Source organism: Pedobacter aquatilis (genome assembly GCF_030409415.1).
Lineage (GTDB): Bacteria > Bacteroidota > Bacteroidia > Sphingobacteriales > Sphingobacteriaceae > Pedobacter > Pedobacter aquatilis.
In genome coordinates, this window is the sequence record NZ_JAUFPW010000034.1 from 111,982 (window position 1) to 135,887 (window position 23,906).

The 23,906-nt window shown below is 34.8% G+C and carries 18 protein-coding genes and 1 riboswitch; of the genes, 16 read left to right on the forward strand and 2 right to left on the reverse strand.

Features of this window, described 5'->3' with window-relative positions; all coding sequences use genetic code 11:
• The first annotated feature begins 1 nt into the window (after window position 1).
• The 6 genes from QWY86_RS16475 (at window position 2) to QWY86_RS16500 (ending at window position 7,583) form a co-directional block, all read left to right on the forward strand.
• Window positions 2-1,672, forward strand: a complete 1,671-nt coding sequence (locus tag QWY86_RS16475) for a RagB/SusD family nutrient uptake outer membrane protein (RefSeq protein ID WP_290243598.1) — start codon at window positions 2-4, stop codon at window positions 1,670-1,672.
• Between the two features lie 221 nt (window positions 1,673-1,893).
• The gene (locus tag QWY86_RS16480) at window positions 1,894-2,451 is read left to right on the forward strand and encodes an RNA polymerase sigma factor (RefSeq protein WP_290243599.1); all 558 of its coding nucleotides are present in this window, start codon (window positions 1,894-1,896) and stop codon (window positions 2,449-2,451) included.
• Complete coding sequence (locus tag QWY86_RS16485) at window positions 2,444-3,220, forward strand: HEAT repeat domain-containing protein (protein ID WP_290243600.1); 777 nt, start codon at window positions 2,444-2,446, stop codon at window positions 3,218-3,220. The genes QWY86_RS16480 and QWY86_RS16485 overlap by 8 nt, the downstream gene beginning before the upstream one ends.
• Before the next feature lie 25 nt (window positions 3,221-3,245).
• Window positions 3,246-4,190, forward strand: a complete 945-nt coding sequence (locus QWY86_RS16490) for a DUF4097 family beta strand repeat-containing protein (protein ID WP_290243602.1) — start codon at window positions 3,246-3,248, stop codon at window positions 4,188-4,190.
• Window positions 4,191-4,253: 63 nt separating this feature from the next.
• On the forward strand, window positions 4,254-4,982 hold the full coding sequence (locus tag QWY86_RS16495) for a hypothetical protein (RefSeq protein WP_290243603.1): 729 nt from the start codon (window positions 4,254-4,256) through the stop codon (window positions 4,980-4,982).
• A gap of 162 nt (window positions 4,983-5,144) precedes the next feature.
• Complete coding sequence (locus QWY86_RS16500; protein WP_290243604.1) at window positions 5,145-7,583, forward strand: outer membrane beta-barrel family protein; 2,439 nt, start codon at window positions 5,145-5,147, stop codon at window positions 7,581-7,583.
• Window positions 7,584-7,653: 70 nt separating this feature from the next.
• On the opposite strand, the gene QWY86_RS16505 is transcribed toward QWY86_RS16500, so the two are convergent.
• Window positions 7,654-8,892 carry a peroxiredoxin family protein gene (locus QWY86_RS16505; RefSeq protein ID WP_290243606.1) on the reverse strand — a complete coding sequence of 413 codons (1,239 nt, stop codon included), beginning with the start codon at window positions 8,890-8,892 and terminating at the stop codon, window positions 7,654-7,656.
• Between the two features lie 131 nt (window positions 8,893-9,023).
• Window positions 9,024-9,124, forward strand: a riboswitch (SAM riboswitch).
• A gap of 352 nt (window positions 9,125-9,476) precedes the next feature.
• Between QWY86_RS16505 and QWY86_RS16510 the strand changes: the two genes are divergently transcribed.
• The 8 genes from QWY86_RS16510 to QWY86_RS16545 all read left to right on the forward strand — a co-directional run bounded on the left by QWY86_RS16510 (window position 9,477) and on the right by QWY86_RS16545 (window position 20,358).
• The gene (locus tag QWY86_RS16510) at window positions 9,477-12,650 is read left to right on the forward strand and encodes a SusC/RagA family TonB-linked outer membrane protein (RefSeq protein ID WP_290243608.1); all 3,174 of its coding nucleotides are present in this window, start codon (window positions 9,477-9,479) and stop codon (window positions 12,648-12,650) included.
• Window positions 12,651-12,657: 7 nt separating this feature from the next.
• Window positions 12,658-14,091, forward strand: a complete 1,434-nt coding sequence (locus QWY86_RS16515) for a SusD/RagB family nutrient-binding outer membrane lipoprotein (protein WP_290243610.1) — start codon at window positions 12,658-12,660, stop codon at window positions 14,089-14,091.
• A gap of 835 nt (window positions 14,092-14,926) precedes the next feature.
• Window positions 14,927-16,435, forward strand: a complete 1,509-nt coding sequence (locus tag QWY86_RS16520; RefSeq protein WP_290243612.1) for a glycoside hydrolase family 43 protein — start codon at window positions 14,927-14,929, stop codon at window positions 16,433-16,435.
• 76 nt (window positions 16,436-16,511) lie between these two features.
• Window positions 16,512-17,795, forward strand: a complete 1,284-nt coding sequence (locus QWY86_RS16525; protein ID WP_290243614.1) for a ComEC/Rec2 family competence protein — start codon at window positions 16,512-16,514, stop codon at window positions 17,793-17,795.
• A gap of 74 nt (window positions 17,796-17,869) precedes the next feature.
• On the forward strand, window positions 17,870-18,721 hold the full coding sequence (locus tag QWY86_RS16530; RefSeq protein WP_290243615.1) for an alpha/beta hydrolase: 852 nt from the start codon (window positions 17,870-17,872) through the stop codon (window positions 18,719-18,721).
• A 91-nt stretch (window positions 18,722-18,812) separates the two neighbouring features.
• Entirely contained in the window at window positions 18,813-19,151 is a 339-nt protein-coding gene (locus QWY86_RS16535; protein ID WP_290243616.1) for a hypothetical protein, read from the forward strand.
• Between the two features lie 225 nt (window positions 19,152-19,376).
• Window positions 19,377-19,691, forward strand: coding sequence for a hypothetical protein (locus tag QWY86_RS16540; protein WP_290243617.1), 315 nt, complete (start codon window positions 19,377-19,379; stop codon window positions 19,689-19,691).
• On the forward strand, window positions 19,684-20,358 hold the full coding sequence (locus QWY86_RS16545; protein WP_290243619.1) for a competence protein CoiA family protein: 675 nt from the start codon (window positions 19,684-19,686) through the stop codon (window positions 20,356-20,358). The genes QWY86_RS16540 and QWY86_RS16545 overlap by 8 nt, the downstream gene beginning before the upstream one ends.
• A gap of 5 nt (window positions 20,359-20,363) precedes the next feature.
• Here the strand turns inward: QWY86_RS16545 and QWY86_RS16550 are convergent, their stop codons facing one another.
• The gene (locus QWY86_RS16550; RefSeq protein ID WP_290243620.1) at window positions 20,364-21,080 is read right to left on the reverse strand and encodes a DUF481 domain-containing protein; all 717 of its coding nucleotides are present in this window, start codon (window positions 21,078-21,080) and stop codon (window positions 20,364-20,366) included.
• 138 nt (window positions 21,081-21,218) lie between these two features.
• Between QWY86_RS16550 and QWY86_RS16555 the strand changes: the two genes are divergently transcribed.
• Both QWY86_RS16555 and QWY86_RS16560 read left to right on the forward strand, forming a co-directional pair.
• On the forward strand, window positions 21,219-22,220 hold the full coding sequence (locus QWY86_RS16555) for an LLM class flavin-dependent oxidoreductase (RefSeq protein WP_290243622.1): 1,002 nt from the start codon (window positions 21,219-21,221) through the stop codon (window positions 22,218-22,220).
• A 75-nt stretch (window positions 22,221-22,295) separates the two neighbouring features.
• Window positions 22,296-23,831: a SulP family inorganic anion transporter gene (locus QWY86_RS16560; protein WP_290243623.1), complete on the forward strand. Its 1,536-nt coding sequence runs from the start codon at window positions 22,296-22,298 to the stop codon at window positions 23,829-23,831.
• The last annotated feature ends 75 nt before the right edge of the window (window positions 23,832-23,906 follow it).

Here is a 23,906-nt window from a genome sequence, read left to right on the forward strand (position 1 = left end):
CATGAAAAAGATTTTTATAGCAGTAGTTTGTGTTTTAACGAGTATCAGTTTTTCTTGTAAGAAAACATTTTTAGATGAGCAACCACTCGATTTTCTGAGTACCACCAATGCTTATTCTAGTACCAGCGATTTTAACGCGGCTATTAATAATTTGTATTCTAGAGTTAGACTAGAGTTTTACAGTAGCGGAGAACAACGCCCGTTTGATTATGTTTTTGGAACAGATTTAGTTTTTGATGGACAGCCAGCTGCAACCAGACATACAAATATGGTTGCCGCCTACTCTCCATTAAGTACAGAGATTCCATTAATCCACTGGACATCTTTATACAAAATCGTAGCAGAATCAAATACAATTTTAGATAGAATACCATCTTCGGCAATGTCTGCTACAGATAAAACATTGATGGAAGCAAGAGCCAAATTTTTCAGAGGTATGGCTTACCGTACACTAGTTTATCTTTACGGAGGTGTGCCTTTAAACACAACAGAAGTTTTATCTCCAAAAACAGATTATGGAAGAGCTACTAAAGCGGCAGTATTAGAATTAGTTATTGCAGATCTAAAATTCGCATCGGCCAATTTGCCTGCAATTAACGCAGTACAAGATGGACAAATAAACAACCTTGCGGCATTTCATTTATTATCTGAGGTATATTTAGCTGCCGGACAGTTTCAAAACGCAGTAGATGCCGCAACAACAGTTATAAGCAACCCAAATGTTGGTTTAATGAGAACCAGATTTGGCGTTAAACAATCTGATGCTACCAAAAATGTGTATTGGGATTTATTTCAACAAGGCAATCAAAACAGAAAAAACGGAACAAACCGTGAAGGTCTTTGGGTTATACAGTTTGAAACGGATGTTCCGGGTGGTGGTACAGTTTCTACTGGCATTGGAGGCTCTTATCAATTCGAGCGCCATTTTGCGCCACAATTCTTAAATTTTAGGTTAGCAGGAAGCAGTGTGCAACCATTCTTATATCCAATTAGCGATTATACAGGCGGAAGAGGTATTGGTTGGGCAATTCCAACAAAATATTTTTCTGATGTAATTTGGGCGAGTGATTTTAACAACGATTTAAGAAATGCGCCATTCAATTTTGTTAGAGAGTTTAAGGTTACCAATCCTGCACACCCAAGATTTGGCCAAACCATTTCAACCATTACCCCACCTGCTGGAATTACTGTGCCAAGAAGAGATTTTTATGCTTTTCAATCAAAAGTAACCACGCCTGGCGACCATCCAGATGGTATGTTTGAAAATAAGGCAACATTATTATTAAAGGCTAGTGCCGGTGCAACTTATGCAGATCAGTATATGTTCAGGTTAGCCGAAACCTATCTTTTAAGAGCCGAAGCCTATCTTGGCCTTTCACAATTAGCAAATGCAGCAGCAGATATTAATGCAGTTAGAAGTCGTTCAAATGCTTCAAATGTTTTGCCAGCCAATGTTAATATTGATTATATTTTAGATGAGCGTATGCGTGAGTTAGGCTCAGAAGAAAAAAGAAGAATAACATTAATGAGGTTAGGTTTGGTTTTCGATAGGGTTAAAAGATTTAATCCGTATTATACCGATGTCTTACCAACTTATAATGTTTGGCCAATACCCGCATCAGAAATTGAACGCAACAATGGTGTTAAGCTCGATCAAAACCCAGGTTATTAAAAATAGTTTAATTGTTTTTTGTTTAAAAGGGGATGCAAAAATTTGCATCCCCTTTTTTTTCTGAAAATATTTTATTATCTGTAAATCAATTAATTGTGTATTAATTGTATGGCCAAAATCAATTTAAATTTAAAAATTATACAAATTAGTGTAACACTTTTTAATAAGTTGCGACTAGAGTATAGAAACATATTAAATATTGAAACATTAAAGCTCTTGCATTGCCACTTTTAGAAACTACATCAGATAAGTATTTAATAGAATTATGCCTTAGCGGGCGTGATGAAGGCTATACTGGTTTATACAACCGCTATTCAAGGCAAGTGTATAATTCGATTAGCAGAATAGTTAGCCACAGTGGCGAAGCTGAAGATATTTTACAAGACACTTTCTGTGCAGTATTTAGCGAAGTAGGCAAATTGGCAAATGTTTCGAGTGTAGAAGCCTGGGTGCGGAGATTAGCCATAAATCGATCTATCTCTCATATTAGAAGAAGAAAGATATCCTTTTCTGATTTAGGTGAAATGGATTTGCCAGATGAAATTGAAGATAGTACAAAAACAGACATTTTTGATTCGAAGGTTGAAGATGTAAGAAAAAGTATAGAGGAGTTACCTGAAGGATATAAAACAATTGTTAACCTACATATTTTTGAGAAACTAACACATGAGGAAATTGCGGTAATGTTAGATTTAACGGCAACAAATGTTAGAACACAATACCACAGAGCGAAGAAGAAGATTTTGTTATCATTAAAAGATAAATGTTATTATGAGTGATGAGATTAGAGATTTTGTAGATAGAAACAGGGAGGAATTTGATCACCTTGAAGCTCCGGCTTTTGATATGGCTCGCTTTAAGAGAACACTTCCAAAAAAAGAGGTGGTTATTAAAAAGCTTCCTTTCTACAAATCGCCGAAATGGTTGGCAGCAGCTTGTTTATTAATTGTTGTTGCTACAAGCTGGTTTATTTATCAGCAAAATAAAGAAACAGAAGTGGTTTACACAAAAACAAAACCTGTAGAGAGCAAAACCACCAATAAACTTCCAGAGGTAACTAATAATAAAATTGAGCCGACGGAAAAACCCACTGAAAAGGTTGCTTTTGTAAGTTTGGATAAAGCAATACCGAAAAAATCATCAATAATATCAAATAATAATGATGATTATAAAGGCTTAAGGGATAGTAGCTCTGCAAGTATGAGGCTGCTTACAATTATGGAGATTGAAAAATCTGATAAGATGAATAACAAAATGCTCGATATGCTTGCTCAGACTTTAAATCACGATGGTAATACCAACGTTAGGCTTGCTGCTTTAAGTGTTTTACAGAAATTCAGCTTTGATGGTCACGCATCAGGTCTTTTGGTAAAATCTCTAGATAAGCAAAGCGATCCGATAGTTCAACTCGGACTTATTAGTCAGCTTGGAAAAATGAAAAATGTAAATATTGATGAAAAACTTTATGCACTTGCAAATAATCCGGAAACATTTGTAGCCGTAAGGGATGAAGCCAATAAAATACTTTTAAATCAAGACAAATTATAGAAATTATTAAAACAAATAAAAAATTATGAAAAAACAATTCATCGTTCTTTTTTCTATGCTTGCAATCACTTTATCTGCATCAGCACAGAAAGAATACAAATTAAGTAAATCATCAGGGCAATTAAATTTGAATATTTCTGGTGCAATAATAGAGGGTTATAGTGGTAACGAAATCGTTTTTTCTATTCCTACTTTTAAAGAAGAAGTTGTTGATGAAAGAGCAAAAGGTTTAAGGGTAATTACGGGCTCGGGTTTTACAGATAACACAGGTTTAGGTATTGATGTTACCAGCCAAGGTTCGGAAATTAATGTAAACACAGTTAATAAAGAGCTTAAAGGTGTACTAACCATTAAAGTTCCTCAAGGTGTTAAAGTAAAGTTTACAAACCAGAGCAACATGTACCATAGCGATTTGATTTTGAAAAACCTAAAAAGTGAAATTGAAGTATCATCAAGCTACAACAAAATTAAATTGGAGAATAATAGCGGCCCGATGAGTGTCAAATCATTATTTGGTAGTATTGATGCAAGCTTTCTAAATGAAGTAAAAGGACCGGTTTCTATTATATCGGTATATGGCCATGTTGACGTTTCTTTACCAGCAAGTGTAAAAGCAAATGTAGAGCTATCATCTGGTTATGGAAAATTGTATGCTGCTGATGAACTTAAAATTGCAATTGATAAAACAGAGCGGACGCAAACAGAACAACAAGCAAACAGCAAAGCTTCAACAAGCACTACTACAACAGTAAACGGGTTAAATACAATTATTAATGGTGTAAAAGTTGTGGAAGGCACAACTGGATTTACGAGTGTTTTTGGAAATGGGAGAGGTACTACAATTTCAGGTTTGGGATTAGCAGCTTATGGCGGTCGCAGTTCTGAAGATATCAAAGGAACCATCAACGGTGGCGGAAGCAATTTAGTGTTAAAATCTAGCTACGAAAACGTATACCTTCGCGTAAAATAATTCATTTTTCTAATCGGCTCGCAAAGCAATTCAGCAATTTCCTGAGCCATAAACATTTAAATTATGAAACCAATATTATGTTGGCTATTTACAGCCATAGTGCCTTGTATTGCCTATTCTCAAAGTAAAATAAGCGAAAATTATACGGTTAAAAATGCGCAAGCTGTGGTGTTAAATTTTGATTTCCCGAAAACCGTTCGAGTGAGTACCTGGGATAAAAATGAAATTTCTGTTGAGGCTACAGTTAGAGTAGAAGGGGTTGATGAAAAATCAGTTTTTTATTTAGAGAAAAGTGAATCCGATGGCAAGATTTTTATCAAAAACAAAATTGATATGGAGAAAATACCATATAGCTATTTTGTTACCGTGGGTGGTGTTAAACATCGCTTTGCGACCAAAGCAGATGTGGATGTTTTTGTAAAAGAACAGCCAAGCGGTTCAGTTAAATCTAATTACCAAACAAGAGATATGCAGATAGTTGTTGATGTTAAAATACCGGCAAATCTGAATACTGAAATTACCTCTGTTTACGGTTTTGTAGAATTGCAGAATTTTAAAGGACCGATTAAAGTTGAAGCTACATATGGCGGAATTGAGGCCAAATTAGACCAGCAATTAATTGGCAAACTTAGAATGACCAATCGTTTTGGTAAGATTTACACCAATTTAGATTTAAAGCAAAACGAAGTAAAGGAAGAGCGTTTTTACACTGCAATTAATGCTACGCCGGGTAAAGGACCGAGTTATGATTTTAATTCATCTTACGGAAATATATATTTAGAACAGCCATAAGATTTTTAATATATTTTTGTCTATTGGCGCAAGTACAATTAAAATAAATTTAGTTTGATGCAACGTTTAAATTTTTCTTGCGTCTTCTATTAAGTTGTACTTGCGTCAATTCCTTTTTATTTATATCTATCTAACTATTAAATGCGAAATCCTAAATTATCAATGCTCAACAAAAGATTTTTTCAATTCTGTCTTTTGTTATTAATCTCTCTATCTTTTAGTAAATCTTTCGGTCAAACTACAGTAAATGTTAAAGGTGAAGTTGTTGATTCGACTTCCAAAAAACCAATCGAATTTATAACATTAGCAATAAAGAAAGATGGCGTTGCAGTTAAAACAACAGTAACATCAGAAAAAGGCTTATTTGAATTCAACAACATCGCTGTAGGAAAATATACTTTAACTGCAATTGCCATAGGTTATAATACTAAAACTGTAAACTTTGAATTAAGTGAAGCTAAAACCACTTTCGATGCTGGTAAAATCAGCATTTCATCACAAGTAAATAACCTGAGTGAAGTTTCAGTAAGTGCGATGCGTCCGGTTATTAAGCAAGAGGTTGATAGAATTAGTTACGACATACAGGCAGACCCGGAGAGCAAAATTTTAACCGCATTGGATATGATGCGAAAAGTGCCATTATTATCTTTAGATGCTGATGATAATATTAAGCTTAAAGGTAGTGGAAACTACAAAATCTTAATAAACGGAAAGCCTTCGAGTATGGTTGCCCGTAGTCCGAAAGATGTATTGCGTAGTATGCCGGCTTCATCAATCCAAAAGATAGAAGTTATTACAACACCACCAGCTAAATACGATAGTGAAGGTCTTGCCGGGATTATCAACATCATCACAAATAAAAAAATAGATAATGGTTACAACGGAAGTTTAAATCTTCGACACCAATTCCCGGTTGGTGGTCCAGGTATTGGCGGTTTTTTAACGGTTAAACAGGGTAAGTTTGGTATTACTGCTTATGGTGGTACTGGTTTTTATTCATCACCAGAAACACAAAACGTAAATTCCAGGGTAACTTTAGGTGCTAATCCATCAGAATTATCTAATATCGGAAGAAGAAAATTTGACAATAACTATCGTTACGGCGGTGCAGAACTAAGTTTTGAAATTGATACCTTGAATTTAATTACTGCTGAAATAAACCCTTACAGTGGATATAATAAATCTACCAATAACCAGATTTTCAGATTAAGTACACCAACACAACTAACTGCTTACGATTTATTGAGTCAAAACCGATTTGATTGGAATGGTTTAGATATGACTTTAAACTACCAACTCGGTTTTAAAAGTAATAAAGAACGATTATTAACCTTCTCTTATAAATTCAATAATGGGGGTAATCCTCAGAAAAATGATTTAACATTCTCAAACCGACAAAACTTTACGGAGCCAAATTACATTCAGGAAAACGATAGCCGATCGAAAGAACAAACCATCCAGTTAGATTACGTGCATCCGGTAGGAAAACTCAATATTGAAGGTGGCTTGAAAGGAATCTTGAGAGATAACAATAGTAATTTTGAATACAGGCAGTTTAATGCAATTACAGGCGATTATCAGATTGTTCCATCAAGAACCAATATTTTTGACAACAATCAAGACGTGATTGGGGCTTATAATTCTTACTCTTACAATTTAACAAATTGGGGTTTTAAGGCTGGTGTTCGTATTGAAGAAACTTTTGTAAAGGCAGATTTCATTAGTAATGCATCAAATGTTAACACCGACTATTTTAATATAATTCCATCGTTTTCTGTAAACAGGAAATTTAAAAATCAAAGCAATTTAAATTTTGGTTTTACGCAACGTATTGAGCGCCCGGGAATTGATAACTTGAATCCCTTTGTAGATAGATCAGTACCTAATTTTGAAACAACAGGAAACCCTGATTTGAAGGCTGTTTTGAGTAATAATTTTGAGCTGACTTACAGCAGGTTTAAAACCGGTTCGGTAAACCTTGGTTTAGCTTATAGCTTTGCCAATAATACCATTCAAAATATTTCTATTTATAATGATATTGATAAAATTACCAGAACGAGTTTTGCTAACGTAGGTAGAAATAAAAATCTAAATACAAATATAAATGTTAATTATCCTCTAACAAAAAACTGGAATTTAAGTGTAAGCGGAAATATAGGTTATACATGGTTGGAAGGCGCAATTAATGGCGTTTTAACCAAAAACGATGGTTTAGCTGGTTATGTTTATTTAAATACGGGTTACAAATTCGAAAAGCAGTGGCGGGCAAATGCAAGCTTTAATTATAGCTCTGCTGATGTATTGTTGCAAGGACGTTCTGGTGAATATTATTACATGTCTTTTAGTGGAAGTAAGGAGATTATAAAAGATAAACTTACAATTTCTGCAGGGGTGAATAATCCATTTATAAAATACAGATACTATGAAACTTTAACTGAAGGACCAAACTTTACACAGCGTTATCGGGGCGAAAACTATAACCGTTCTTTTAATATGAGCTTAAGCTGGAAGTTTGGAAAGTTAAAAGATTCTATAAAAAAGAGCCAACGTAGCATTAGCAATGATGATGTGAAATCTAGCGGAAGCAAATCAGGAAGTTAGCATAAATAATTATAAACAGAAAAAGCCCTAATTAGGGCTTTCTCTGTTTATGTATATTGATTCTTTCGAGCTATTCGTTCAATAAGCTGTCAACTTCTTTATTAAATTCCTTAACAAAAGCCGTATAGAATTTGCCTGTCGCGGGACCACTATAACCTGTATGGATTTTAGCAACTTCGCCTTTTTTATTGATAAAAATGGTTGTAGGAAATGATAAGAAGTTATTTAAAGCAGGAAGCGATTCGGCAACCAGTTTTTTATCTGGTTTTCCGGCAACAACCTGGTCGTATTCAATACCAAATTTTTCTCGAAAATTATTTAATGCTTTTTTAACATATGCAGAATCCAGTTGTCTTTCGTAGTGAATTGCAATAACTTCAATGCCTTTATTGCGATTCTCTTTATACCAAGGCGCAATAAAAGAAGCCTCATCTACGCAGTTAGGGCACCAGGTTCCGGTTATGGTTAAAATTACCGGCTTACCTTTATACTTTTCATCGCTAAGCGAAATTTTTTTGCCATTTACATCTGGGAATGAAAAATCTAAAGTTTTGTATCCATCCTTAAGATAAGTAAGTTTATAAGCATCTGGTAGTTCAGCATTTTGGTTTTGAATACCTGCAAAGGCAATGCTGCCTCGAGCATTTATAGATTCACCTACAATTTCGTTGTTATTAGAAAATGTACCTTTGTAATAAGAAGGAGTAGAGCCAATAAAACTAGATAGGTAAAAGTTGTTTCCTTCAACAACTCCCTCCAAATAACGTGAGTCGCCTGTTATTCTTAAAAAAGTGCCTGTTAGTTTGCTGCCGCTTTGCTTAAACACGCCAACAGTTTTTTCATCTGTACCACTAGCGTTTTTAAAAGTTACATCATACGTTCCAGAGAAATCAGCCGCTGGTTTTGCTCCTGATGATTTAAACCTAAATTTTTCACCTCTCTTTGCCACAACAGAAGTTGGTTTTCCAGAGTTATCCTGTTTTCTTAAAGTACCGCTTAAAGAATCACCACTAATTTTAAAGGCGAACTCATTATCAAATTGATCTATTTTTATTTTAAGGGAATCACCTTGTTGATAAACTTTTCCACCATCAAACCGCTCATCAGCATTAATAAAAGTTATTTTGTCTTTATCAATCTCAAAATTGAAGGGAACTTCGAGTCCTTGTTTTATTTTGAAAATACCGCGATAGTTTCCGTTGGCAGTGTATGCGGATTTTACTTTTAAGGTAGATGGATTTGTTTGTGCTATTGCTGTTGTTAAGGTAAAGCCGAGGCTTAAGGCTAACATTGTATATTTAATATTCATGTAAGGGTGATTTGTTATATCGGCTACAAATGTAAGTATCGTTTATCGTAAGAAATAATATTTTCAATAAAATCTATAGAAATTATAGACTATTAAAATTTTATACTATATTTGCACCAGTTATTTAAGAATGCTTATCGAGAAAGGTGGAGGGAATGGCCCTTTGAAACCTTAGCAACCAGCTTATTTTAAGTATGGTGCTAATTCCAACCTGTAATGGGGTAGTTAAGTCAGTTTGATGCTAAAAGAATATTGATGACAATATATGAGAGCACTTCTGATTTTTCGGAAGTGCTTTTTTTGTAAAAGTATTTCGAAGAATTAAACCGATTTGCATTTTAAATGCTGTAAAATAATGTAGAAATGGAAAAATCTAACGAGCAAAAATCAAAATTATCAGCATTTTTAAAAAGCTGTAAAACCATTCGAATGTGCAAGGCGCTGTGTTGTAGTGCATAGCTTCGGGCTTTAAGCCTAAATCCAAAATGAAATTTATTGTCATTAAAAAAATCGCTTTTGCAGCGAGGTGGCATCGCTTTGTCTAAAAATTAAATTTTAACTAATCATCACTAATTTAATCAATCATGTTTAAAAAAGTTAAGCATTTAACATTATTGTTTTTGCTGTTGCTATCTACATTTGCTTATTCACAGAATGCTAATATTTCGGGGACCGTTAAAGATGCCACAGGCGAAGCTTTACCAGGGGTTTCAGTATTTGTTAAAGGCACAAAACAAGCAGTTATAACTAATAATGATGGCGTTTTTACAATCAGTATAAATGGAAAAGCCACATTAGTGTTCTCTTACATAGGATACACGACTAAAGAAGTAGAAGTTTCTGGCAGTTCATCATCTTTATCTGTTATTTTAAGCGATGCCAACAACTCGCTTGATGAAGTTGTTGTTACCGCCTTAGGTATTTCCAGACAGAAAAAATCACTGGGTTATGCCGTTCAAGAATTAAAAGGAGAAAATTTAGCAGAAGCTAAAGAAACTAATTTGGTTAATGCCCTTGCGGGTAAAGTTGCCGGGGTTAGAGTAACAAATAGTCAAGGCGATATGGGTTCATCCAGAATTGTAATTCGTGGAGAAACTTCAATTTCTGGTAATAACCAACCGCTTTTTGTTATCGACGGAATTCCTGTAGATAACTCGCAACTCAATTCCGCAGGCGCAAGGGATTATGCCAATACAATTTCCGATATCAATCCGAATGATATTGAATCGATGAGTGTTTTAAAAGGGCCGAATGCTGCGGCACTTTATGGCTCTCGTGCAGCTGCTGGTGTAATCATCATCAAGACTAAATCTGGTAAAAGCAAAAAAGGATTAGGCGTTACTTTCAATTCGAACGCCGTAATTGAAACCTTACTCACACTTCCAAAATACCAGGATGTATTTGGACAAGGCTCCGAAGGGAAATTTAGTTATGTGGATGGGAGAGGCGCTGGGGTAAACGATGGTGTGGATGAAAGTTGGGGACCAAGAATGAATGGTCAGCTTATACCACAATTTTATTCGAAAGGGGTAGCTGTTCCATTTGAAGCACATCCAGATAATGTTCGCGATTTTTTTGAAACTGGTTATGCCTTAACTAGTGGAATAGCGATTGAAGATGCCGGCGAAAAATTCGATTACCGATTATCTTACAATAATTTAAAACAGGTTGGTGTTGTTCCAAACTCCGGACAAGGAAAAAATTCCTTTGCCTTAAATACAACCTTAAGAATTAATCCGAAATTAAGCTTAACGGCTAATGCAAATTATAGCAAATTAGGTTCTGATAATTTACCTGGAACAGGTGGTTCTCGTTCTACCAGTACGATGCTTCAATTTACATGGTTTGGAAGGCAAGTAGATATTAATCGCCTAAAAAATTATTTAGATGAAAACGGAAATACGTTTAACTGGAATAATAGCTATTACAGCAATCCATATTGGGTAGCGTATGAAAATACAGTTTCTCAGAACAGAAATAGAATAATTGGTAGCATCGGCTTAAATTATAAAATAATTGATGGTTTGAATTTTAATTTCCGTACCGGAACCGATTATTACAACGACAGACGTAAAATTAGAATCGCCTACGGTACAAATGGTACACCATTTGGTTCTTATACTGAAAGTGCTTTTACTGTAAACGAGAATAATACAGATGCAACCCTAAATTACAGCAAGCAACTTAATGATGATTTTAGCTTAGAAGCGCTTTTAGGAACAAACATTCGCTCACGATACATTGAACAAAACGACCAGAGTGCACCAAGGCTTGCTGTTGCGGGTTTATATACACTAAGTAACTCACGCGATCCGCTAACTTCTTCAAATAATTACAGCAAGCTTAAATCTTACAGCGGTTATGCATCTGCACAAATTGGTTTCAGAAACTACCTTTTTGCTAACATCACGGCTCGTAACGATTGGTCTTCTACACTTCCTGCTCAAAATAGATCATATTTTTATCCATCATTTAACGGAAGTTTTGTAGTTACCGAAGCTTTTGATATTAAGAGCGATATACTTGATTATGCTAAACTAAGGGGCGGTTGGTCTAAAGTTGGTAAAGATGCAGATCCTTACCGCTTAATTAATACCTATGGTTTCGGTGCGCCATTTGGTAGCAATCCACAACTCACAGCATCTACTACAGATCTTAATCCTGATTTAAAACCAGAAACGACTACATCATCAGAATTTGGTGCCGAAGCAGTTTTGTTTAAAAGACGTTTACGCTTCGATATTAGTTTATATAACACCAATAGTTACGACCAAATTTTAAGTGTTGATGTGAGTCCGAGTACCGGATTTAGATCTAAATTGCTTAATGCAGGGAAAATCAATAACAAAGGTATTGAGGTTCAGTTAGGTATCACGCCAGTTAAAAAAGCTTTTGTTTGGGATGTTGATGTAAATTATGCGGCTAACCGTAGCAAAGTAATTGAACTTGATAAAGCAGGTTTACTGCAAAATTATGTTGTTGCAACCAATTCAGCGCAGGTTATTGCTGCCGTTGGTCAGCCTTATGGAACGCTTTTCGGCAATGCATTTTTAAGAGATGGAAGTGGAAATATTGTTGTTAATGCTACTGGTGCGCCACAGACTGATCCAACTAAAAGAGTTTTAGGTAAATATACTCCAGATTGGATTGGTGGCATTTCAAATACTTTTACATATAAAGGTGTAAGTCTGGGTGTATTGATAGACGCTAGTTTTGGTGGTTCGATTTATAATGGGACCTATGCGACCGGAACTTATACAGGTGTTTTAGCCTCTACTTTGCCAGGTCGTGGTGCAGAGTTTGGCGGTATTTCATACTACTACCCAGGTAATTTGAAAGCAAATGGAACCGTTAGAGTAACGTCTAATAACGCGGCTCCGGCAGGGGTAACGGTTTACGATGACGGGATGATATTTGATGGAGTAACTGCGGATGGAAAAAAGAATGAGAAAATTCTTCCTGCGCAGCAGTACTACAAATCTTTCCGTACGATAGATGAGGCAAATATTTTTGACGCCTCTTACGTTAAACTTCGTGAAGTTAGGTTGAGCTATAATCTACCTGCAAAATGGCTTAAACCATTAAGCCTACAAGGCGTTTCTGTTGCCTTTGTAGGTAGAAATCTTGCAATTCTTCATCGTAATGTTGTCGATATCGATCCTGAAGTGGCTTTTAATACAGGAAACGGCCAAGGTTTGGAAAGCCTTTCTAATCCAACAACGCGTACCTATGGTATAAATCTTAACATCAAATTCTAAAATCACCATGAAAAAGAATATTCTATATAGTCTGCTATCTATCACTCTTTTGTTGGCTTCATGCGCAAAAGAATTAGATGAAGTAAACATTAACCCTAACGCTACCGAAAATGCACAGCCAGATTATTTATTAACTGCTGCGATAAAAAATACTACCGATGCTTACTGGGGAACAACAAACAACATGAATTCTAGCTTGTTATTTTCACAACATTGGGCAAAAGTTCAATATACTGAAGAAGATAGGTTTATCTATTCTAACAGTAGTTTTACCTCGCTTTGGTCTACACTTTATGCACAAAGTATAACCGGTTTTAATAAAATAATAGAGATTGGTAATGCAACAAACAATCCGAATTATAGGGGTGTTGCACTTACATTAAGATCTTGGTCTTTTTTGCTTTTAACTGATGCTTATGGCGATATACCTTACAGTCAGGCTGGAAAATTAAATGAATATATTACTCCGGCTTACGATAAGCAAAAAGATGTGTATTTTGGATTATTAGATGATTTAAAGGCAGCTAAAACAGTTTTGGACCCAAGTGGCAAAGCAATTGCTGGCGATATCATTTATAGTGGCAACATCACAAGGTGGAAAAAATTAGCTAATTCGCTTCGTTTAAGAATTGCTTTACGCATTGCGGATAAAGAGCCTGCAAAAGCAAAACAAGTTTTAGATGAAATAAGTGCCGACGGTGATTTATTTATCAGTGATAATACAGATATCGCTCAGCTAATTTATCAAATATCGCCTCAGCAAAATCCGGTTAGTGCACAATTTGATACCCGAGATGATTACCGCATCAGCAAAACAATTGTAGATAAATTATTCGCCCTGAACGACCCACGTTTAGCCATTTACGCAAGTAAAACTCAAACGGCTACACCTCAAGAATATGTTGGTTTACCGAATGGATTAACAAATTCAGAAGCAAGTAATTTAGGTTTTGCAAGAACATCAAAACCTGGGGCGTACTTTCTTGCCCCACAATCGCCTGCGGTTATTTTTAGTTATGCTGAATTGCTTTTTGATAGAGCTGAAGCTGCTGCAAGAGGTTTAACAACAGAAAATGCAGCAGATTTATTTAGACAGGGTGTTACTGCATCACTAAAACAGTTTTCTGTTAGCGATGCTGCGGTTGCGACTTATTTGGCTCAAACTGCTGTACAATACGATGCATCTAATTATAAAAAAACGATTGGTGAACAAAAATGGCTTGCCTTGTTCGGACAAGGTTTAGAAGCTTGGGCTGAACGCAGAAGATTGGACTATCCTGTGTTAACCGCTTCTGTTAATACAGTTCTTAACGGACAAATCCCTGTTCGTTTCATTTACCCTGGTACAGAGCAATCTTTAAACGGGCAAAGTTATAGAAATGCTGTTGCCAGTCAAGGTGCAGATTTACTTACCACAAAATTATGGTTTGATGCGAATTAGTACGGCGAACAATTAACAATAATTATTTCGAAGCAGTTCTGAAAAGAGCTGCTTTTTTTGGTTGATTATTCCAATTCGCAAGCTTTTAAACTTTGAGGAAAACTCCGATCCTTATTTTCAAGGAGGAGTTGGGGGGGTGGTTTAATAGATATTTTTGTCCTAACCAGACTTGGCTTTTTCTTTTGCCTTGATGCAAAAGAAACAAAAGATCAAGGCTGGCATCTTTTGTTGCATAAAGCTAAGGAAATACTTATTGCGGAGATTTGAGGCCCCGAAGAAAAATCGGGACTGAAAATCTCCTTGTTATAATTCGTATTTACAGGTAGTAGATGTTTTTCCTTGCTTTCTGCCTCCAAAATCTGCTAGGCCGGATAGCATGATGTATAAGCATAAGTTCCATAATTTATTGCTTCGGATATGACTTTAAAATTGAGGGAAAACTACCCTCCTTATTTCAAGGAGGGGCTGGGGGTGGTTTAAATCTGCGCCATTACCATTTATATATTCTCTATACTATTCCTATTCCAGTGCTATAACATGATACTTGCTTGGAAATCCTTTCCGGTGAAGTTGGATATCATGGGTGCAGGATGCTTTCACACTGAGTTTACAATTGGCGTACGGAACTAGTATACTCGGATTTAACACGGACTATACACGGACTTGAGTCGGACTAGAAACAGACTTATAAAAAATGAAAATTTTGAATTTTTATGATGGATTGAATTAATCCGGTGGTATAATTAAATATAAGTTATTTTACAAGAACTATCAACCTTTGTAAAATAAAGATTGATACTTAAAGAATATTCATAATTAAAATTAATTTAGTTAAATGAATCTACCCAAATACTTGCTGCTAATTATTGCAATTACCTCATCACTATTTATTAATAATTTATCTGCGCAAAATGTTATCAAACCCGTAATTTCTGGTGATTTTGCAGATCCATCAATTATTAAAGCAATGGATACATATTTTGCTATTGGTACATCCTCTGAATGGGCACCACATTTTCCAGTTTACGCATCCAGCGATTTAATGAACTGGAAACAAACCGGATATGTATTTGATAAAGCACCAGAATGGACTTCAGGTTCTTTCTGGGCGCCTGAATATTATTACCAAAAAGGTACATATTTTATTTATTATACCGCAAGGCGGAAAAAAGATAATATATCATGTATTGGAGTTGCAACTTCAAAATTTCCAGATAAAGGGTTTACAGACCATGGTGTAATTATAGAACATGGAATGGAAGCGATTGATGGTTTTGTTTTTGTTGATAATGGGATAAAGTATATTACTTACAAAGCTTATGGTCTTGATAAAAGACCAATCGAAATTTTAGGTGTTAAATTATCTGATGATGGTCTAAAAATCGAGGGCGAAACATTTTCTATGATGAAAGATGATGCTGGTAAAGGTTTAGAAGGACAAAGCTTTATGAAGGTTGGCGACTATTATTATATGTTTTACTCTGCCGGAGGATGTTGTGGAATACAATGCGATTATAATGTGGGCGTTGCCCGTTCAAAATCATTTAAAGGACCATACGAGAAATACACTCAAAATCCAATATTGGCAGAAAATGAATCTTGGAAATGCTCTGGTCATGGTACTTTCGTTAAAACCGAACAAGGTAAAAATTATTATTTGTACCATGCATATAACAAAGAAACTACAGTTTTTGCTGGCCGGCAAGGTATGCTAGCAGAATTAACATGGCCAGAAAAAAAAGGCTGGCCAAAGTTTAAAGAAATTTCAGGTTCAAATACTTCAAAAGATGGGTCATTTAATTTTAATGATAAAACACCTGATAAAAGCTGGCAATGGGATTTTCGAAATTCTATTCCAAAAATTTCACAAGAAAATGGCAAGCTTAATTTGTCTGGGAGTATAGCAGCATCAAATTTAGCAGGAATTGTTTTAACCATTCGTCCTACATCTGCCATCTTTGAGGCAACAACTACCGTGAGTAATTCAAATAATGCATTAAAAGGCATCAGTTATTACGGAGATGCAGGTGCGGCAATAGGTGTTGGCATAACTGGCAATCAGGTTCAGTTTTGGAAAGTCCAAAATAAGCAGAAAACAATATTAGCTTCACAAACAATTAATAAAGCAGAAAATGTTGAGTTAAAATTAAAGGTTGCAACTAATTTAGAAGTCACAACATTTTATAAAGAAGGGCAAGAAGATTGGAAAATCCTTAATTCGGAAGTTAAAGTAAATGTTAACTTTTTACCACAATGGGATAGAAGTCCACGCATCGGTTTAAATTTTAATGGTAAACCAGAAGAAGTTGCTTCATTCACAAATTTTAATCTTAAATATCAGTAGCTCTCGTTTTAAGTATTTGTAATGCAGTTTGTTAAATGTTATATTGGTATTCTTTTCTTAATCTAAATTATAAGCCATGTCTGTATATAAAATTGTAACCAGCCTAACTGCAAATACTTTTAAAAATATTCCATCAAACACTAAAAAAGGTGGAAACAATACTTTGCTCATGGGTTCTTATGTTAAACTTCTGGGGCAAACTCAAAATAACTTTTCATTGGTTAGCGCTTTTGGAATTGATGGCTGGATAGATAATTCTGATATTGGAGATGTGCCTGGCTTAAAGGTGTTTTTTGTAGATGTAGGGCAAGGTGATGGAGCTTTAATTGAAGTTGGTAATAATTTTAAAATGCTTATAGATGGTGGCCCTGGTAACAATATGGCTGCATATTTAAATAAGTGGCAGTACACTTACTATCATAATTTGAATCAAAAAGTTCATATCAATTACATTGTAGTTAGCCATTTTGATAAAGACCATTATGAATGTTTAATTGATATTATAAACGATGTAAGATACACCTTCGGTACAATTTTACATAATGGTATTGCCAAATTTAACGAGGATAAAGAAGGTTTTAAAACCTTGTATAATTGCGGCTTAGGCAAGAAAGAGAATTTGAATGGCAAATCATTTCTAACGACCAGTTTCGATAGTATTGAAGAATTGAATAAACTTAAAGATACCGGAATGATGCAGCGATTGCACGAAAAGTTTTGCTTTGCGGTATCAAATGCTAAAAAAGAAGGGCGTTTAAAATCCTTTAAGCGGGTTGACCACACAACCAAAACAATAAACCTTAATGAATACACAAATGTAGATTTCAACCTTGAAATTTTAGGTCCTGTAACTGCGAAAGTTAATAATAAACCGGCTTTTGATTATTTTAAGGATGATGCACATACGGTTAATGGCCATAGTGTTGTAGTAAAACTAAACTATGGCAAAAGAAGTCTTTTATTTGGTGGTGATTTAAATATTCCTTCTGAAGAACATCTATTAAAACATTATGGATCAAATAATCCTTTCAGGGTTGATGTCGCAAAATCATGTCACCATGGCGCATCAGAGTTTACTGTTGATTTTATGAAGCATGTAAGTCCAATTGCGACAGTCATTTCTTCAGGAGATAACGAAAGTTACGCTCATCCACGTGCCGATGCAATTGGTTGTGCTGGTAAATATTCTGTTTCAGATAGACCGCTTGTATTTTCCACAGAACTTGCCCGTTCTATTAATTCTGCCAATGAAATTAAGTTTGGTATGATTAATTTTAGATGTAATGGAACAGACTTTATTATGGCACAAATGAAAGAAGTGGCAAAACAAGGTTCTGTTTGGGATTTATATAATCCTTAAATAATCAGTAAACAAGAATCAAAATAACATTTTTAGTCGGTAATTATATATGTACGTAAACCAATTTAGATTTTATGAAGCTTAAATTATTCATCCTTTTAGGTATTAACACTTTATTATTAACTGCTTCAGAAAGTTTTTCTGCAACTGTAGATACGGTATTAACTCGTAGCAATGCAATGAAAAAGGACATTAAGGCTGCGGTAGTAAAACCAGAAGGATACTCAACAGATAAAAAATATCCTGTTTTATATTTATTACATGGTGCAGGAGGGAAATTTTCTGATTGGGTAAATAATACGCCAGATAAGGAAACGGTTAGGCAATTATCAGATAGACATAATATAATTGTGGTTTGTCCGGATGGTGGCGTTACAAGCTGGTATTTCGATAGTCCGCAAGACCCGACATACCGCTATGAAACTTATGTATCAACAGAATTGGTAAGTTATATCGATAGCAAATATTCAACAATAAAAGATAGAACAGGAAGAGCGATAACAGGTTTAAGTATGGGCGGACATGGAGGTTTATACCTTGGATTTCGACATCAAGATGTTTATGGCGCTTGCGGGAGCATGAGCGGAGGTGTAGATATTAGACCTTTTCCAGAAAATTGGGACTTGGCTAAAAGATTGGGTAAGTACAGCGAAAATCCTGAAAGATGGGAAAATAATACAGTTACAAACCTAACTCATTTGCTAACCCCAAATAAACTTGCTATCATAATTGATTGTGGAACTGGTGATTTTTTTTACAAAGTTAATGTAGCCTTGCATGATAAGTTGGTAGATAGAAATATTCCTCATGACTTCATCATTAGACCGGGCGTACATAACATGGAATATTGGGGCAATGCCGTTGTATATCAAGCGCTTTACTTTAGCAGGTATTTCGAGAAAGCCAATAAAATTAATAGAGAATAGCGGTTTTTTAAGGATAAATGTATTCACACATTCGGTACTATTTGAAATTTTTCAAAACTTAATTTCTTTTACTGAGGTTGTCTTTTTAACTATGAAAGAAAAAACAACTACAAAAACACCAGTTAATCAATTAGTAAATACCTTAGCGAAATCTAGAACGGTTAAGAAAACCATAGAGCCTGGCTTCTCTGTTGTAAATAGTTTGGTGCGGGCAAATTTCACAAAAAAAGGTTCAACTCCATACCGTATTCAGCGCAATATAGAATTTGGCGCAGCAGGTGTTATTGCTGCGTTAAATCTTTACAATGGAATAAAAAAGAAACGAAAACATTTAGTTTTTCAGGCTACATTAATCAGTATTGCAATTGTGAGCTTATTAGTTATTTCTTCTTCCGAGAAAAATAAAGTAGCAGATAATGGACCTAATTAATCCATCAACTTGTTTCATAATTATTTGAGAAATTAAAGTAATAGCTAGTAATACTCTATTTTTTGATTAAATTTCTCTAAATTTTATGTTCCTTATCTACAGTTAATTATACAGCAGCTGTTAAAAATTATTGCTTAATATTTGCTTGCTAAAAATATTAGTATATTTTTGCCGTATTCTATTACGTTTATTAGTAATAGAAGAAGATAATTAGGAAGATACTTTATGACAATTACGGTACTTGCAATAACAGAAACAGATTTTGTGCCCGATGCATCACTGGGAAAAATAATGAATGAGCGCTTGAAGCAGGCAGCAGCCGAACTTCAGGATATTCATTTGCAGCCATTGCTTTCTGTTGGTGAGAGAAAAGATGATTTAGTAGTTTACATTAGCTATAATCCAAAATATAAGATAAGATTTAGAGTGGTAAATGATGTTACTGAAGATGTAGAAAACTTTGTTGGTTACGTTTGTGGTAATCTTGGTTACATCAAATGGAAAACAAGTGTGTTAAACGTTTTTAAAGGAAATGGATAAGGTTGATGATAATCTTCTAAGATATTTTAATGGAGATTTATCAGCCTACCCTAACGACCCTTTTGAGAAATACCATAGGGAAAGTATATGGCATAAAAATTGGAAAAAGGCATTTCCGGTAGAGTGTAGAGAAAAAGTTTTTTGTTGTCAGGAGAGTGGCGAATTGCACAGGACAGATGTTTACACAAATTGCGGTACAGCTATAGAATTTCAAAATTCGCCAATTACACTTATCGAAATGCAAAGCCGAGAAGCTTTCTATCCTAAAATGATATGGGTATTGAATGGTAAAAAGTTTAAAGGCTTTAAAATATTAAAAAATCTTCCGAATCCGGATGATGCAAAACTTGCAGCTTTTGAATTTTGTAACACAGATCATCTTTCAGTAATCCGTAAAACGGAACCATCAACAAATTTAATTAAACCGAAGGTTTTAAATTTTTACCATCCCGAATTAAAGAATATAAAAATTACTTCCAATTATTATCATTTCTGTTGGAAACAACCACACACAGTTTGGTATGCTGCAAAAGCACCTATTTTTGTTGATTTGGGTGGATTGTTTCTCTACCATTTAAAAATCAGGAAGCAGCAATCTGGAGATTATCCTTATTTAGAAATGATAAACCGCAAAAGGTTTATCGAAAGTTTTTTAAATGTTGATTAAGGTTGTTAAAAGTATTTATCAATACTTAAACCATAAGTTAAATTCAAGTTTTCACGTTGTGTAACGTTTAATCTATTATAATTTAAGGCGGTTGTAAAGCTAATCCATTTTCTAATTTTTAAGCCTAATGTTGTGCTCGATCTAATAATGTAATCTCCTTTGCGGGAATATGAATTTTGAAGAAAATGACTCCCATCAATTGAAATTATGTTTTTTATTAGGAAGTGGTATTGTAACCTGAGTGAATTTCTAAAGGTGCTATAATCCGCCATTTCGACAAGACTACTTCTGTCGAATAACACGCCATTACTTAAATTGATATATGCATTTGTAGTATCAATAAAACTGTAAGCAATACCTGCACCTGCTAAAAGCTGGTTTTTAAGTTTTAGTGAGTAACTTGTATTATAATTTACTAATCCCCAATAATAGAAATTAGGAAATGTCTTGTACAGGTTCAAATTCATTGTTGTAGAAAAATCGTTATTACTAAGTGCATTGTTTTGTTTACCATAAAGCCAACTAGAAGTGCTGTTAAATACAATACTTTTTTTCTTTACTCCAAGGTTAATGTTGTTGTTTAAAATGTAAGCCCGCTCGTTATTGGTTTTATTAATAGAACCGGCAGATGACGCTACAATGTGATAATTAGTACTGTCGCTAAATTGTGCATAGGTAAAAATGGAAGAAGTAAGCAGGGCGATAAGTAGCAATATTCTCATAATCATTTAACATATTTTAGCAACTGTATGTTTCAGGTAAATAAACTGTTTGATAAAGGTCATTTGTAAAAACTTGCACTTTCTTTGCCTTTTTTAAAGATATTTTTGTGTTTATTACTGTAATATACTTTCGTTAAAATGGATAATCTATTAAAAAACATACCATATTCCGTATTAGACCTTGCAACTGTTTTAGAAGGGCACACTGCCTCCGATACTTTTAAAAGTAGTTTAGATTTAGCTCAGCAATCGGAAAATTTAGGTTACAATCGTTATTGGTTTGCAGAACATCATAATATGGCCGGGGTGGCCAGCTCAGCAACAGCAATTTTAATAGGTTTTGTGGCTGGAGGAACAAAAACGATTAAAGTTGGTTCTGGAGGGATCATGTTGCCTAATCATTCACCGCTGATTGTTGCCGAACAATTCGGAACGCTTGCGTCATTATATCCAAATAGAATTGATTTAGGTTTGGGTAGAGCGCCAGGGACAGATCAGGTTACGGCTATGGCAATCAGAGGTCAAAACATTCATGCTGCACATAGTTTTCCTAAAGATATAGAACAATTACAAAGGTTGTTTTCTGCTGATAACCGTACATCTAATGTTAGGGCGATACCTGGAGAAGGTTTGGATATTCCGATTTGGATTTTAGGCTCTAGTACAGATAGTGCCCGGTTAGCAGCTGCTAAAGGATTGCCTTATGCATTTGCGAGCCATTTTGCACCTACATATTTTGAGCAAGCGATTGCAATTTACAGAAATGAATTTCAGCCATCAGAATTTCTGCAATCGCCTTATGTAATGGCTTGTGTTAATGTTGTTGCAGCCGATACTGACGATGAGGCCGAGGTTTTATCAAATTCGGTAAAAAGAATGTTTTTAGGTGTGATAACAGGCAAACGTGAAAAATTGAAACCACCGGTTCAAAATATGAATTTGATTTGGGATGCGGTGGAAAAGGATGCAGTTGAACAAATGTTGTATTATTCGTTTATTGGTAGTGCTGGTACCATAAAAAATAATTTAGATGCCTTTGTTACTAAATATGGTGTAAATGAAATTATGAGCACCTCACATATTTATGATCATGATGCAAAGTTGCATTCAAATAAGCTATTTGCTTCACTTTTTAAATAAAATGGAGATGATTTAACGTGTAAATTAATTTAAAACCGATTTAACATTTTAAATTAATTTACCTTTGAATCAAATATGAAATCATTATTAAATCTATTCGATTTTAACCAAAAAGTTAATTATAGAAATGAAATTTTAGCAGGACTTACGGTTGCAATGACCATGATGCCTGAGTCACTATCATTTGCAATTCTGGCAGGCTTTCCGCCATTGGTTGGATTATATGCTGCATTTATAATGGGTTTGGTTACATCCATATTTGGTGGTAGACCTGGATTAATTTCTGGTGGAGCAGGTGCAACAGTTATTGTACTCATAGCCTTAATGAAATCAAATGGGATTGAATATGTATTTGCTGCAGTAATCTTAGGCGGAGCCATTCAAATTCTTATCGGACTATTTAAACTTGGGAAATTTATCAGATTGGTTCCTCAGCCGGTAATGTATGGTTTTGTTAACGGATTAGCTGTAATTATCTTTCTTGCTCAATTGGAACAATTTAAAACAGTGGTAAATGGAGAGTTAGTTTGGCTTTCTGGAAATGCACTTTATTTAATGGCAGGTCTGGTTTTATTAACCATAGCCATCGTTGTAATTACTCCAAGGTTTACTAAGGCCTTTCCACCATCTTTACTGGCAATTATTATGGTATTTACATTAGTTATGTTATTTAATATTAATACCAAAACCGTTAAAGATATTGCCTCTGTAAGTGGTGGCTTTCCGCCATTTCACATTCCTCAAATTCCATTTGCATTAGAAACACTAAAAATTATTTTTCCGTATGCTTTGATTATGGCTTGTGTTGGCTTAACTGAAGGATTACTAACCCTTAATTTAGTTGATGAAATTACTGTAACAAAGGGAAATGGTAACAGAGAATGTTTAGCGCAAGGCACTGCAAATATTGCTAATGGATTTTTCTTCGGTATGGGTGGTTGTCCGATGATAGCACAAACCTTGGTAAATCTTTCATCGGGTTCTAGGGCAAGATTATCTGGTATTATCGCATCCTTAACTATTCTTGTAATTATACTTTTTGGCGCTCCAATAATCGAGCGTGTTCCGATGGCGGCACTAACTGGAGTAATGATTATGGTTGCGGTTGGCACATTTGAATGGGCTAGTTTCAGAATTATTAATAAAATGCCAAAGCAAGACATTTTTATTGGCATAACGGTAGCGCTAATTACCATCCTTCTACACAATTTGGCATTGGCAGTTTTGGTTGGTGTTATTATTTCTGCGTTGGTTTTTGCGTGGGAAAGCGCAAAGCGAATTAGAGCGAAAAAATATACTGATGAACTCGGCATGAAGTACTACGAAATATATGGACCATTATTTTTTGCTTCAGTTTCTGCCTTTAATGAAAAATTTGATGTAGTTAACGACCCGGAAAAAGTTGTAATTGATTTTTCTGAAAGTAGGATAGCAGATATGAGTGGGATTGATGCACTTCATAAACTTACTCAACGCTATGCTGAAGCTGGCAAAACTTTGCATTTAAAAGCTTTAAGTGCTGATTGCCGAACATTACTGAAAAATGCGGAAGCCGTTATAGAAATCAACATTATTGATGATCCAAATTATTCAGTTGTTACTCAAAAATAGTTTAAGTTTTAAAACCATCTGCCAATCAAGTTGTTATAACATTGTACAAATTTAGTCAGTTCATAATAAGAGAAT